The organism is Rhodococcus sp. IEGM 1307 (genome assembly GCF_030056915.1).
GTDB lineage: Bacteria > Actinomycetota > Actinomycetes > Mycobacteriales > Mycobacteriaceae > Rhodococcus_F > Rhodococcus_F opacus_D.
In genome coordinates this window covers 148,560-162,297 of record NZ_JASHKW010000024.1, presented here as the reverse complement: position 1 = coordinate 162,297, position 13,738 = coordinate 148,560, and the positions used below count along the sequence as shown (strand labels likewise).

8 protein-coding genes and 1 pseudogene are annotated in these 13,738 nt (G+C 61.6%); 6 read left to right on the top strand and 3 right to left on the bottom strand.

Annotation, left to right across the window (positions count from 1 at the left end; genetic code table 11):
- Positions 1-1,455: 1,455 nt before the first annotated feature.
- From QM841_RS35365 to QM841_RS35340, 6 genes and pseudogenes are all read left to right on the top strand, one after another.
- The gene (locus QM841_RS35365) at positions 1,456-2,424 is read left to right on the top strand and encodes a hypothetical protein (RefSeq protein ID WP_283335543.1); all 969 of its coding nucleotides are present in this window, start codon (positions 1,456-1,458) and stop codon (positions 2,422-2,424) included.
- 17 nt (positions 2,425-2,441) lie between these two features.
- Positions 2,442-3,719: a CHAT domain-containing protein gene (locus tag QM841_RS35360; RefSeq protein WP_283335542.1), complete on the top strand. Its 1,278-nt coding sequence runs from the start codon at positions 2,442-2,444 to the stop codon at positions 3,717-3,719.
- Positions 3,695-4,024, top strand: coding sequence for a hypothetical protein (locus QM841_RS35355; RefSeq protein ID WP_283335541.1), 330 nt, complete (start codon positions 3,695-3,697; stop codon positions 4,022-4,024). Before QM841_RS35360 ends, QM841_RS35355 begins: the two co-directional genes overlap by 25 nt.
- Positions 4,025-4,239: 215 nt before the next feature.
- Positions 4,240-5,049 carry a putative transposase gene (locus QM841_RS35350; protein WP_283335540.1) on the top strand — a complete coding sequence of 270 codons (810 nt, stop codon included), beginning with the start codon at positions 4,240-4,242 and terminating at the stop codon, positions 5,047-5,049.
- Positions 5,036-5,404, top strand: a pseudogene (locus QM841_RS35345) (IS1634 family transposase); the annotation flags it as partial. The gene QM841_RS35350 and the pseudogene QM841_RS35345, both read left to right, overlap by 14 nt.
- A gap of 147 nt (positions 5,405-5,551) precedes the next feature.
- On the top strand, positions 5,552-5,722 hold the full coding sequence (locus QM841_RS35340) for a hypothetical protein (protein ID WP_283335538.1): 171 nt from the start codon (positions 5,552-5,554) through the stop codon (positions 5,720-5,722).
- Between the two features lie 9 nt (positions 5,723-5,731).
- On the opposite strand, the gene QM841_RS35335 is transcribed toward QM841_RS35340, so the two are convergent.
- From QM841_RS35335 to QM841_RS35325, 3 genes are all read right to left on the bottom strand, one after another.
- Positions 5,732-8,866 carry a phage tail protein gene (locus tag QM841_RS35335; protein WP_283335537.1) on the bottom strand — a complete coding sequence of 1,045 codons (3,135 nt, stop codon included), beginning with the start codon at positions 8,864-8,866 and terminating at the stop codon, positions 5,732-5,734.
- 635 nt (positions 8,867-9,501) lie between these two features.
- Positions 9,502-11,781 (bottom strand): ATP-binding protein, encoded by a 2,280-nt coding sequence (locus QM841_RS35330; RefSeq protein WP_283335536.1) that lies wholly within the window; start codon positions 11,779-11,781, stop codon positions 9,502-9,504.
- Positions 11,778-13,736, bottom strand: a complete 1,959-nt coding sequence (locus tag QM841_RS35325; RefSeq protein WP_283335535.1) for a hypothetical protein — start codon at positions 13,734-13,736, stop codon at positions 11,778-11,780. Before QM841_RS35325 ends, QM841_RS35330 begins: the two co-directional genes overlap by 4 nt.
- Positions 13,737-13,738: the final 2 nt, after the last annotated feature.

Below are 13,738 nucleotides of genomic sequence, written 5' to 3'. Positions count from 1 at the left end.
GCGCTGCCCCCGGCGCTTCGCGCCGTGAGGCGGGGGCGAGTCGCGTCGCTCCCCGCCCGGGAGCCGCTGCGCGGCTCGCAGTGGGCCGATTCCCGTTGCCGTCGATCGAGTCGCTTCGCTCCTCTGAGTTTCCGAAATTAGCTTCTCACCTGTGCTTTTAATCGTTCCGTTCGATCCGGTCCCCCGGAAACCCAACGAGGCTGGGGACTCGGGGGTGCGCCCGACTCCCCAGCCACTCGCCTTCCCGCTCCGTGTCATACCCACAGCATACCACCCACCCCCACATACCCCAAAACAGTCGAAAATCTCAAAACACCCAATTTTGTTGATCAACAACAGATTACGAACCTTGCAAGCTGACATTTGTGCACAACATACGTAAAACCTTACTTAACAATTAGTTATCCAAACATGTTGTCAATCAACAACTTTCAAAAACGGCGAAATCGGACGAAACAGACACCCGCGCGCCCGCCGACACCCCGGCGCCGGCACTCCCCCGACACCCCCACATCACAAACCGGGGACATGTCATCACACCAGGTCACAGCACCATTACGCCCGCAAGTACCGACGTCGCGTTGATCCCACCCATAACCCCTATTCGCTGCCCAGGACCACCCAGAGCAGGGAATTCAGCAGCGGTTCGCGTCGCGCGGCGACGCTCGGGAAGGCGTGCGTGATGTTCGAGAGATTCTCCGATCAAGCCCGCCAAGTGGTCGTCCCCGCCGCCCACACACACCACCACGACTCCGTCGGCACCGAACACCTGCTCGCCCCAGATCCTCGGCGCCGGCGGCCCCGCAGCCGCAGCACCGACCTCATAGGCTGTCACCCCGCCCTCGACAACAAACTCGACACCGGTACCGGCGCCGATCGCCGGGCCGCGTCCCCGATGCCGGTGGTTGTGACGTCTGTCGACGTTGCGGTTTGCCGTGAACGAGACGTGAGGGCGGACGGCTGGGTCCGCGGTCGGGAAGGTCGCGGTAGTGCCGCCCGAACGAAACGCACTGCATGCGTATGCAACCCATCCCATCGAGGGATCCGGGTATGGTTGCCGCCGAATTCCCCTTCCCAAGGTTTGATTTCCCCAGAAACCCGTGGCGAAACACAGTTTCGGGCCGCGAATCCAGAACTCAAGCCCGCGCCTTCATCATCGCTGCGCTGTCAGCAGCGTTTTCAAGAATAATCGGAGTCGGCCAATCGGCTGAAAAGAGCAGTCGACAAGGTTAACACTGAAAGGGTGAACGCCAAGGAGACGTGGGCCCCTGCCCACTCCTATACGACGGGGTACTCGCCTATCGCGCACCAGCCTGAATCGCCGGAGAGGGTCTTCGGACGCCGCGGGTCGACCAGATTCGCCAATGTGGGGCATACCGAACGGTGGCCCACTCTTCCTTGCAGGGTGTCAAGCAAGACCTCTTCGGTGTGGCGCCAATGCCTACGGGGGCGGAAATGGCAAGAATGACAAGAGAGCCAGCATCGCCTAGCGCACGTTACGACGCCCTGTTGGCGGTGATCCTATTCCTTGCCATAACCCTGAGCCTCTCCGCGATCGTCTGGATGCTTAACCGGACGCCAACGGCTCAGACCTTGACAATCATAGGTGGGCTCTCCGGAGCCAGTGCTGCGCTCATCGCGCTAATGTTGCGCGCTGCTCAAACCCCCGAGGCAACCGCTAACATCCGCTCAAGGCGCATCTCTGCAGTGTTTACTTACCCTGCGGGGTTTCTCGCCGGGGCCTTCTCACTGTTGGCATCGCTAGCCACCCTCGGCCTTAATGTTAGTAACGCCAGTATGCCCGGAGCAGCCATGCTTGGAGGTCTCTACGGTCTTGTCCTCGGAGCATACTGGGCCAAAGCCGTCGAATCAGCCGCCGCGAGCGATACGCTGCTAGCTCCAAGCGTAAGCGCATTGGAGAGTAGGTTCACGACACCTGCCAGTACGCGCACCAATTGGTCCGGCGACGTTGTGATCTCCGCCGATGGCGCCAAGGGCGATGTTGTCGTTGGAGAAATACGGGTTCGATTTGAACCCAAGCTCTTGCCGAAGCCTGGATATAATGGACCGCGACGAGAGGCGAGAGAGAAGTCCGCCGTCGCGCTCTCCCGGACACCACTCAGAATTGAAGATGGAAACGACGGAACCCATGCGGAGTTCGTAATTACAGTTTCCGGAGGAAGTGGCCGATCCGCTTTTCCTCGTCGTCAGGTGGCGCGGGTGCCAACCGACAAAGTCTCTCCCGAGTACCTCTTCAAATTAATCACAGACGACATGGATAGGGATGCACCAAGGCATGGTGAGGAGCAAATAGAAGAGCGCTCGATTAATACTTCTGGGCCCATCCTCGTAGATATCTCCATGGCAGGAAGAACAGTTCAGGTTGTTGAGACGCATTTGACCTGGCCGGAACAACGGCCATGAATCGCACATCACCGGCCATGCTGATATTCGAATATATCCAGGACCAGCAAGCCTTGGTCCTTACGGGTGAAGCTGTGGCAGCTTGGGATGAGGCGGACCGGATGATCGGTAGGCTAAGCATGGCGGAGCTGATGGAACACAAACGCGCCTTCCGGAATGATGTTCGGAACTTGGAACAGAGACACAGTAAATGCCTGAGCTATAAGCACCATCCCGGCTATGTCGCCGCCATGTTGACAGAATTGTTCATGGCTGGGCGTAAATTCTGGAGAACAGTTTCCGGTGGTCAGCTTCCTTGGCTCTTGCCTCTCGGGGAGGCACTCACACACCACATGGGCGCCCAATGGTGGATGATTGAAGACGCTCGTGCGATCAGCAGCCATGTCTATCACATTGAGAGCAAGGGCCCACCGCAGGCGTTGTTGCCACTGGACTCCCTGCCGTTGGGTGAGATGGAAAAGGCTGTGGTCTCGTCTGATGAGGCCGACGTTCGTTTGCTAGCCGCCCTTTTCGGAGGCTTTAACTCGATCGTCCGCTATACGCCTCTCCAGGCTGGAGAGTTCCTTCATCCCCACGTGCCTGGAAAGATGGTCACACTCTTCTTGCGAAGTACCGCCGTTGATGCTCTTGATGAGATGCGTGCGGTTCTAGGCAAGGGGAAGGGCGTCCTGTTAGGACCTTTCCCATCGCGCGGGGCTTATGAAGATCCGGCCGACATAGCGAGGTCCTTGCTACTTTCGGAGCCTGCCCGCGGTCCGAACCCTCTAGTTCCGGACTTGGTGCAGATATACGCCCATGCAGCGGAGAATCCGGGTCTGGCCGCGTCCTTGACTATCACCTTCGCTTTTGGGAGGAACAAACCCGTAACGGTCATGCGAAGTAGCCACGTAGAAAATGTACTCATGGAGTTAGAACGGCTCCGGCGCGGTGCAAGAATCACTGAACTGGGCCCGCTTGTCATATTCAACGCGTGCGAGGCCCTCGGAACAATCGGTAACGAACCAACGAGCACTGGGCTGGATCTCTCCTTGAACGGCAGCAGGGCAGTAGTCGGACCCAGGGAAGAAGTCCTCGCCCAGTTCGCAGTTCGTTTCAGCGAAACTATTCATACAGCATTGGACGAAGGACACTCCATAGGCGAGGCGGTCGTCAGGGCGCGATGGACCACACTTGGCGACCTTCTGAATCCATCAGGCTTACTCTATGCGACATTTGGGGACGTTGAAACGACCAGAGGTGTTCCCTTCGAAGACCCGGGAGGCGAAAAGACATGGAAACCAGTGCCACTGTCATAAGCATCGGCGCGATCTGCTTTGGCCTTGTAGTAGGTTTTGTGACATACAGAACCCTCGTCTTCAAGGAAGGCGCGTCGGTGAGCGATATTGCTGCGGTGGTAGCGGCCTTAGGCGGTGGCGTCGTAACCGTGTGGTTCGATCGCGCCGAGGGAGATAGTTTCGCTTGGTATTCGATAGGCCTTTTAGCCGGAATGGTCGTTTACTATCTACACACGACCTTCCGAGGCACCAATGATCAGAAGCGCAAACTCAAGGCGACACAACAAGACGATGGGCTTCCGATCCTTAAGGCGCCCCCCAAGTAGTACGCGAAACCTATGTCTATGGCGCGTGATGACGTCGAAGCCACCCCGTTTCGTGACCGACCTGGCGCAAGGGCCCCGCCGACGACGTCGACGAGGCCCTGTTCGCCGAACACACCCACACCGACTCTCGCGGCCGCCGCCACCGCTGGGAACTCGCCGACACCCGGGTCGAGCTGCCCATCGCCGACGGGCCACGCCAGGGTGAGGTGTTCGGGATGCGGCAGATCAGCCTGTTCGACCCCGCCCGGACCCGGCAGATGCACATCCTGACCACCCGCACCGACCTGCCGCCCGCGGAGGTCCGTTACCGGATGGGATCACGCTGGCGGCAGGAAAACTACTTTCGCTACGCCCGCATGCGTTTCGATTTCGATTCCCACGACACCTACCGGACCGGCGACGACGACGGAACCCGGATGGTCCCCAACCCGGCGAAGAAGCTCGCCTACCGCGACGTCGAGAAGGCCCGACGGACACTGCAACACGCCGAAACAGTCAGAGACAGTGAACTATTGAAGGTGTCGTCGCCGCCGCCCGGCACCTCGGTGGTGTTGACCACCGAACTGGTCAACGCGATCAACGCCGATGTCCACACCGCCGACAAGACACTGGACGCGGCGCTCGCGGCCCACCAGGCGATCCCCGCCCGGTTACCGCTTGCGCAGGTCAACCCCGGTCAACAAGTCCTCGACACCGAGACGAAACTGATCCACCACGCCATCCGGATGGCCGCGTTCAACACCGCACAATCCCTCGCCCGCGCCATCACCACGGGCACCGGCTACTCCCGCGCCGACGACGAAGCCCACACCCTGATCCGCACCGCCCTCGCCGGCTCCGGCGACATCATCCCCGACGGCGACACCCTGCACATCCGCCTCGACCCGCTCCCCGCACCCCGGCACACCGCCGCCATCGACGAACTCTGCCAAACACTCAACGACACGAACACCGTCTACCCCGGCACCACCCTCACCCTGCGCTACAGCACCAAACCCCACCAGCGACCGCACATCAATTCCTGAACCCATGTCCGGAGTCCTGGTCATGGAGCCGGGCGAGGTCATCGCCAAGTATCACGACCTCTGGCACGTCGAGCAGTCGTTCCGCATGTCCATGACAGATCTACAGGCGCGGCCGATGTTCCACCACACCCGCGACGCCATCGAAGCACACCTGACCATCGTGTTCGCGGCACTCGCTGTCGCCCGCTGCATTCAGGACCAGACCGGAGTCTCGATCGCGAGACTGGTCAAACAGCTCCGGCCCCTGCGGACCTCGACCATCGTCATCAACGGGGTCACCGAAGACTTCCCACCCGAGATTCCGCCAACTCAGCACGAAATCCTCGCCCGCCTCGGCCTCGACTCGGGGCACTAAGCGAAATGTCCTAAGTCAGGTCAACGATGGGCTACACCCGGATGGGCAACTGCGGCCTGAACTTCACCTCCAGCGGAACCCCAGAAACCAACGCGAATGCGGTGGCGTACAGCACGGCGCACAGCGGCAGGGTCAACGGCGGGGCTCATGACCACCAACGACGCCTACGGCGACTCGGTGGCGGCGGCAGCGAAGGCGATCTGGCCTCGGCACGGCAGCGCGGCGGGTGACATCGGCCTCGGCGGCGGGCAGCTCAGAGTTGGTGAAGAACGGGTGGTATCGCCATACCGGGAACAGCGAACGCCAGCGATGAAGTAAAAGGAATCCTTATGGAGCCGATTTCGGGGTTGCTTGGTTTAGCCTTTCGTACGCAGTCTTGATCGCCCCAGTCTTTGCACCCTGGATGTTACTGCACGATTTGCAGTGAATATTCGTCGTCTGTCGAGCCGCCTCTCCGTGGATTCCTGCATCTGCCAGAATCTCACCCGGAATCTTAGCCAAGACATAACTGGGCGGTATGTGATCAACAACAAACCCACCTGTTATCACCTTTCCGCATGAGTGACACCGCATTGGTCCAGTCATGAATGGCAGCAGTTCCTTTGCAAACACCTCTCTCTCCTTCTTTGTGGTGTGCGAAACGCGCGGTTTCCACTTCTCATGAGAGATCTCAGGTGCGATCTTGAGGCCAAGCGCGTAAGGACCGCGGCGCATTAATGGGTCCTTTAGACGCTTAACAAGTTCTTCGCGCAGTTGAACCGGGTCCATCGCCTTGGCAGAGGTCAGCTTCGTCTTCTTGGGATTCACTTCGCCAACAACAGCCCAGTTCGTCCCAACTTTCACGAGCTCGAGTCGATTAAGGCGGTAGAGCACTCGAATTGTGGCCAGAGTCGGACCAAGCACAAGCTCTCCGACTGCCTTGCCCGAAAACTTGTTGACCACGGATACCGCGGCGGCCATCCCTCGATCAAGCCGCTTCTGACCTGAAGGGTCGCCTTTTTCGTCCTTCCCGAATCCAACCGCCTTCGCGATCGACTTAACTAGACTTACGGATTTCTTTATCAACCAGTCGATCATCTTATTGACTGGCTCTTGGATCTTCTCAATCACTTTCTTGATGTCCGCACTCAAGTTGCCGAGACCGGCAAGGCTTGCGAGGAACCCAATTGCCACAGGTACAGCCTTTGCCAAGGCTCCTTCAACTGCCTCTGCCGCAACCCCGATCTGCCCTTTCGCGATCGCCAAGACAGAGTCCAGCACCGCGTTCACGAACTCCAGAATCTGCTGTCCGCGGTCGATAATGAAGGAGACGATGTCGACTATCGCCATGCAGGCTTTGACGAACGCGCTCGCTGGGTTCAGTAAGCCTAGAAGCCATTTCAGGCCCGCCTTGACGACGCTTTCAATGACGAATGATTTGATGCTTTCTTTGAGTGTTTCCAAGAGTGTTGCAGCTTGTTCTTTGACGTACTCCCACAGCCCGGCTGGCCCTTTGGTGATCAGGATGGTCACGACCTCGGACGCCGTTTCAAGTGCTTTGACAACATTTTCACCGAGGATGGCGACCGCACGTTTGCGGATGTTCGTCCAGGTCAGTCCCAGTACCTGAAGGACGATGCTCATCAGTCCGCTTAGGTCAAACTTGTCGGGCAACTGGATTCCGGCGCCGGCGAGTGCGCCGAAGAGCCACTCGAGCAGTCCTTTCTTGAGGTGGGTGCCGATGTTGTTGACGAAGTTCAGTACCCCTTGTTTGATCCCTGCCACAAGGTTGCTGAGGAAGCCGATCGGGTCGGCGATGATGAGGTCGATTGCCTCCTGCGCCTTGGCAAGCGCGGAGAGCAGCAGTTCCTTCATTTTCAGGATCGTGTCGATCACTCCGCTGACCGACTCGAGTGCGAGATCGATGAGTGCTCCGACGGGGTCGCGTAGGGCGCTGATCGTCGCGTCGACTTCGTTTTGGGCGGCAAAGTATTTTTGCGCGATTGAGTCGATGATCTCCTGCTGCTTGTCGGCAACGGACTTCTCGAGCTCGGAGAACTGTCCTTGGATGGTGGTTTCGACCTCGCGGGCGACTTCCTGCTCGGCGGGGTCCATCGCGGCGACTGCTGCGTCGAGTTTCGCTTTGCCGGTCTTGACGAGTTCGACGATGTCGTTCAAGCCGGCTTCGACCACGTCGGCGACTTGGTCGATCACCCGCTCCATCGCCTTCATGTACGTGTCGCGACCCTCTTTGAATATTGATTCCTTGGAGTCGCCGCCGGTGAACGCGTCTGCGATCCATCCGCCACTGACGTAGTACACGAGCAGGTTCGCGGCGATGAAGATGTAGAAGTCCGATTTCGCCGTCGATGCGCCTTCGTCGAACGTCTTGGCAACGTCGTCATCGAGTTTCTTCAGACGGTCGTCGACAGCGGTCTTCGTCTCGGTGTAGATCTGACTCAGCTGTGCCGAGATCCGCTTCCGCGTCTCTTCGTGCTTGGTTTTCCCGTCGGCCTGTTTGGCCCCGGAGGCGGTCAGCCGTTCGGCCCGTGTGCCGTGCATTCCGGCGAGTCCAGCACGTGTGGTCGTGGCGGCGTCCGTCGTTGCGTCAGCGAGAACGGCATTTTCGTTCGCTCGGGCTTTGTCCGGCAGCGCCGCGGATTCGGTCTTCGCTTGTGTGCGGGCGTCGGCTGCCTGTTGGAAGGCCGGCTCGTTCGCCTTCGCGAGTTGGTCGGGCGTAACGTTCGCGGCGGCCATCTTCTCGTCGATCGCCTGGCACTGGACGCCCACGGTGACGTTCTCGCTGGGCACTGGCGGGGGCACGGCCCTGGTTCCGTCTACCTCGGGTGACTCGCCGATCTTCGGTCGCGGAAGGGTTGTTCCTGGTTGCGGGGTGCCGGGTGTTGGCTCCTGTTTGGCGGCGGCGTCGATTCCGCCGGCCGCCTGTTTCTTGCCCTCGGCCACAGTGTCTTTCACATCGGCATTGAGTTGGCCTGCTTTGTCGCCTTCCTTGATGTTTTTTGAATCCTCCGCCTGGAGTGCGCGGATCTTCTCGCGGAGCTTGGTTTTGAATGCTGCCCTGTCGAAGGTGCCTGTTTTCTGTGCAGACATCGTGTCGACCTGCTGCTTCTTGCCTTCGCCCTGTGCCTGCTCGGGTGTGACGTCGGCGGCGTTCTGGGATTCTTGTGCTGCGCCTCCCGCTGTGCCGTGGGTAGCCTCTTGGCTTCCGACGGCAGTTAGTTCGGAGGTGACGGCTCGTAGGCCGGCGGCGCGGTCGCCGGTTGCCGGTGGTTCTCCGGTCCCGGGAGTCTCCGCGTGTCCTTCACCTGAAGTGGCATGCGCATCCGCGACTTCGGGCGTTCCCTCCACCTTGTTGCGAGGCGCGCCTGCTGGTGGTGATGCTTCGTGATCGGAAATTGTCGCAGGACTGGCGGATGCGGCCTTCTCGTTGGCTGTGGCGGCTGCGATGCCCGAACCGTCCACGCTCTGCCGGTTCGTCTCGGCTGTTTCCGATCTAGCCGAGTTGGCATCAGGTTTCGGGACTTTCGGTGTGAGAGAATGGGGGCGTTCACCGATCGCTGGTGCGGATGTCGCGGGCGGGGCCGTCGGTTTCGTGTCGTCGAGTGACTGACCGCGCCAGTGCGATCGTGTTTTTGTGGCGTTGGCGGTCGGTGCGGTTGATTGCGCCGCCGTGCGTGGTGTTGGCGTCGCGGAGGTCGTCGGTGGCCGTCGTTCCGCCGAGGCGGGATGTTGTCGAGTTGGTTCCGTATCATGGTTGCTCGGCGTCGGCTGGGCAGGGGCCGTAACGGGTGCCCGGGTTTCGGCCGAAGAACCGTTTGCGCGTGTCAGCATGCTTCCGGTCCGGGCGTTGCCGGCCGTGTGTTGCATCGCTCGTGTCATCTTGGCGCGTACCGGGGCACTGAGTGGAGACGTTGATAAGTCGGCGGCTCGCGTCTCGGCTGGGTGCCCGTTAGGCGGGGGCAACGCGGTGCGCACGTTAAAGGTGGAACCTGCCTCAGGGCTGGGTGCGGGCGCACGGTACGACTGTTCCACGTCCGACGTCTTCGTCGCACTGTCAGGTGCCTCAGGTTCAGCCTTGACCTTGCTGGCGAGCATTGTCATCCACCTGTAGGGACGCTCATCAGGACGTCTTCGGTGATCCACTCGTAGAGCTCCGCACCGAACTCCCCTGCCGTCAGGGGTTTTCCAAGTTTTTGGAAGTCACGGGCGAGCGATGCGGCGATATGCCGAAGTGTGATTCGGGGCGGAACTTCTCCGGACGCGAGCGCCCGGAAGGCGGCGTCCACCACTATGTTGCGGATACTCCCACCCGGGATTCGGAAACGTTCGGCCAGCTCCCGCAGTTCTTCGGCGGCCGGGCTTTCGATTTCGCCGGTCGATGTGAGCATCCGTTGCCATATATGCAAGCGGGCGTCGGCATCGGGGAACGGGAACTCCACCACGACATGGATGCGACGGAGAAACGCCTCGTCGATGTTTTGCCGCAAGTTGGTGGCGATGATCACGATGCCGGCGTACTGCTCGACACGTTGCAGCAGGAAGTTCACCTCGTTGTTCGCCCAGCGGTCCTTGGCCTCCAGCACTTCGCCCCGCTTGCCGAAGAGCGCATCTGCTTCGTCGAAGAAGAGGATTGCGTTGGCGTCCTCGGCCTCGCGGAACACTCGGCGGAGATTTTTCTCGGTCTCACCGATGTACTTACTGACGACCTCTGCAAGGTCGATCTTGTACAGGTCCACGCCCTGTTCCTGGGCGAGTAGTTCGGCGGCCATGGTTTTGCCGGTTCCCGATGACCCTGTGAACATCACCAACAGCCCGTTGGCATGGGGAAGGCGACGTTCGAAGCCTGTGTTGGTGAGGCGACTTCGCAATGCGATCCTTGCGCGGAGTTCGTCGAGTTGCCGCCGGTTCGGCCGGGCGAGGATGAGGTCGTCGAAGTTCAGCCCAGGGCGTGGTTCCATGCGCTGCGCGAGCTGGATGAGCCTCCTGCCCGACTGCAGTCGGCACCCGTCGGCCAGATCCTCGGTCGTCAGGAGGCCTCGGGCTGGATCCCGCACGGTCGCGCTGGCGTGAGCGGACGCGACGGCTTCCACGATCTGTCCAGGGGTGAGCTGGTAGGCGCCGGCCAGTGACTGCACCAGAGCCGCGCTGTCGGGTACCGGCGTCGCGAACTCCTCATGCGACGGCAGGTAATGCTGCCAAACCTGGAGCCTGGTGTCGTAATCGGGATCCGGGAAGGACAGACGGAGGATCGGCGTGCGCGAGTGGTCCGTCGGTTCCCAGTTTTCGATAGCCTCTATGAAGGTGAGAACGCCAGCCGAGGAAGCTCGGTCGAGGAGCTGGGTGAATTCTTGCGTCGGTTCGCCTCCGTTGAACAGTGCGTCGGCTCCCTGCCACAGCAGCGCTGCCTTTCGCAGGCGGGCTTCCCGGTAGCAGAGCTCAACGGCGAATGACCAGTGTTCTCCCTCTGCCCGAAGGATCGCGATGTCGGCCTGAACGAGGGCGATTCCCGCGCTAGTGGCAACGACCTGTGCGGCGGTGGTTCGTCCGCTGCCACGTGCACCATGCAGGAATATCACTCCCCCTCCGGCGCTGGCCCGCCGTGAACACCACATTCCGATCGCGTTCAGCTGGTTCAATCGATCGTCTGGCGCCACGTAGCCGTCCCAACCCCGACCGGGTGCACGCTCGAGTGCGCGAAGGGGGCCGTCACCTGCAGTGTCATCGCCGAGCATGTAGCGGACGATGCGTTCGTCCGCGGCCACGCGCCGGCGGCCCAGCGCCTCAGCCGCAACTTGCTCGGCGTCAACTCGGAGCAATCGGCCTAGGCGCAAGGGAGCTCCGGCAGCAAGCCGCGCCAGCACGACCCCGGGATTTGATGCGACCGGTTGAAGAATCTCGGTGAGCAATTCGACGGTGGGTAACGCCCTGCTGGCATCGTTTTGTAGGTAGCCGTACACAAGTCGGTATCTGGGGTCGAGCTCGGGCAGTGTGGTGAGCAAGAGAAGGTCCAGATCGATTGGCTCGAGGCCAAACGCCGCCACGAGGTGCGGCAACCGGAACTGAGAAATGTGCACTGTCTGTACTTGCCGGGCTTCGATGTCCTGACCGGCGGCGAGATACGCTTCACGGAAGGCCGCGACGGGCCCGTCCGCGATATCGATCCGCCGGTCCGGTGCAGCGAACCCCTGGTCGAGGTATGCGGCGACCTCTTCGTCCGAGATATGTACCAACCCCCAGTATTCGGCTGGTTTTCCGGCGGCGGCCTGCAGTTGACTCCATCCGGCCACGCGGGCTCGCACCAGGAACTCGACGCGGGCCAGCTCGTCCCAGAGGTACTCCGCGTCGTCCTGGTATGGCGGTGGTGTCTGGTCGTTCATTGAAGGTCGCCGACCTGAAACTCGATCCGGCGCGCCAACAGCCCCGGCAGCGATTCGATGGGCCGCAGATATCCACTGATCTCGAGGACGGTGTCCAGGGGGCGGCGGGGTAACCGCACTGTCACCCGGTCGCTCGCTGCGGTGACGGTTCCCGGCCTACGCACGAACTGCTCGAGGATGAAAGGTATGGAGGAGTTTTCGAACCCCCTCAGCCAGCGCACCCAGATCCGCAGCAGAGCCTGTGCGGTGTGGTCCAGCGGATCGTCTGCCGCGACTGTCGGAGACAGTCCGTGGAGCGCTAGCAGGTCGTCTATCGCGGTTCTCCACGCATTGTGGCCGGTGGAACCGATGCCGCGCCATGCTGCTGTGAGCTCATCTACTGTTCGCGGGCCCGTTCCGCCAGCCAGTAAACGAACGGCCGGATCGATTCGATCATCCACACTGCCCAGCGCCCCCGCCCAGCACAGCCCGACCACGGCAAGCAGATATTCGGGACCGGCCGCAGGGTAATCGTGCCGTTCGGCGAGGCCAGCGAGCCGGACATCGAGCAGAACGCGCTGCAGAAGCAGCACTCCAGCGACCGGGCTGACGAACGTGTCGCCGCTACCGGCCGCGGCGTCGCCGCCCATCGCGGCGAGGACGTCGGCGGCTGGCTCACACCACTGCGTGGCTCTAGCCAGGGTCTCGCTGACAGCGGGCTCGCATTGTCGCAAGTTCTCGGGTGCCGTATCCGTCAACCCCGTTCCCTCCCACGCAGCAATCGCGCCGACCAGATCGGCCGCCGCCACCGCCCGGAGTAGGCGTTGCGGCTCCCGCGCGGCGATGACCTGCGCCCATACGGCGAGCATCTTCTCGATGATTACCTGTGCCAGTGGGTCATCCGCCCACGCAGGCTCGGATGCCGCCAGCGCGGCCAACATCCGCGCAGCATTTGCGCCGGCGGTCGGTGTTGAGGCGTCCAAAGTCGGCCGCTGATCGTCGATGGCCCGCGCCAGCGCGGCCAACAGGTCGCGTTGCCGGGGTGTCGCCGTGGCGCTTCGACGCGGCAAATGCGCAGCATCGGTCTGATCCCGCCACTGAGCGGCGAGCGCGGATCGCAACCGTGGAAGGTCGAGCCAGTCCAATCCGGCCTCGGCCGTGTCGAGTCTGAGTAAGTCCTGCGAGTCAGGAGTGTGTGCGGCTCCCGTCCGGGCGAACCACGCGATGATCGCCATAACGGCGTCGGTCAGAGCGGCGGCGTCACGCCAGTCGGGCTGCTCGCGCCCCGTGCTCGCCCACTGACGTAACACGGCTTCAGGGGCAGGCGCCGCTGCAATCCACAGGTCCAGCACCCCAGCGATATGCGTGGCAGCGGCCACCAACGGCCGCCACCCTTCTGCATCCGGCTCAGCCAGGGACTCGGAAGCAGGGTGAAGAGCGAGCACCTTGGTGTCGATGAGCGCAAGCATCGGCTCGAGCATTCGACGCCGCACAAGCGCCGCGAGAATGGCAGCGAGGCGATCACGGTATTCGACCAGAACCGCTTCGATTGCCGTGCGGGGGGATTCGCCACGATGGTGCACGAATGCGCCGAAATACCACCGTTGCCACGCCTTTCCAGCGATCATGTCGGAAACGAAGGCGGCGACGAAGTCGGCGTCACTGGCGAAGCGGACGACGTTCGTGCCGTCACCGGAATCGTCGATGATGGTCCGAGCGACGGAGCGGCCGAGGTCTCGGCACCAACGATGCGCGAGGGCCGGGTCGGACGGCGTTGCCAGGTTCACGGTAGTCCGGGCGTGCACGCGACGGACAACATAGACCGTCTCCTCGGCGTCGAACGCCGCCAGCGCGGGCTCGAGTCCTTCCGATATCCGCTCTGCAGCTAGTCGGTCGAGCCGCCGGACACCGACCGGGTCGAGAGCGGTTCCGTGGATCCGGTACCGGCGGTGGAGGGTTGCCACTCGGGTGGACATCG

Excerpts from the sequence above, each read along its gene's own strand:
- QM841_RS35330 (WP_283335536.1), bottom strand. The coding sequence starts at position 11,781 with ATGAACGACCAGACACCACCGCCATACCAGGACGACGCGGAGTACCTC.
- QM841_RS35340 (WP_283335538.1), top strand. The coding sequence starts at position 5,552 with ATGACCACCAACGACGCCTACGGCGACTCGGTGGCGGCGGCAGCGAAG.
- QM841_RS35365 (WP_283335543.1), top strand. The coding sequence starts at position 1,456 with ATGGCAAGAATGACAAGAGAGCCAGCATCGCCTAGCGCACGTTACGAC.
- QM841_RS35355 (WP_283335541.1), top strand. The coding sequence starts at position 3,695 with ATGGAAACCAGTGCCACTGTCATAAGCATCGGCGCGATCTGCTTTGGC.
- QM841_RS35360 (WP_283335542.1), top strand. The coding sequence starts at position 2,442 with ATGCTGATATTCGAATATATCCAGGACCAGCAAGCCTTGGTCCTTACG.
- QM841_RS35350 (WP_283335540.1), top strand. The coding sequence starts at position 4,240 with ATGCGGCAGATCAGCCTGTTCGACCCCGCCCGGACCCGGCAGATGCAC.
- QM841_RS35325 (WP_283335535.1), bottom strand. The coding sequence starts at position 13,736 with ATGTCCACCCGAGTGGCAACCCTCCACCGCCGGTACCGGATCCACGGA.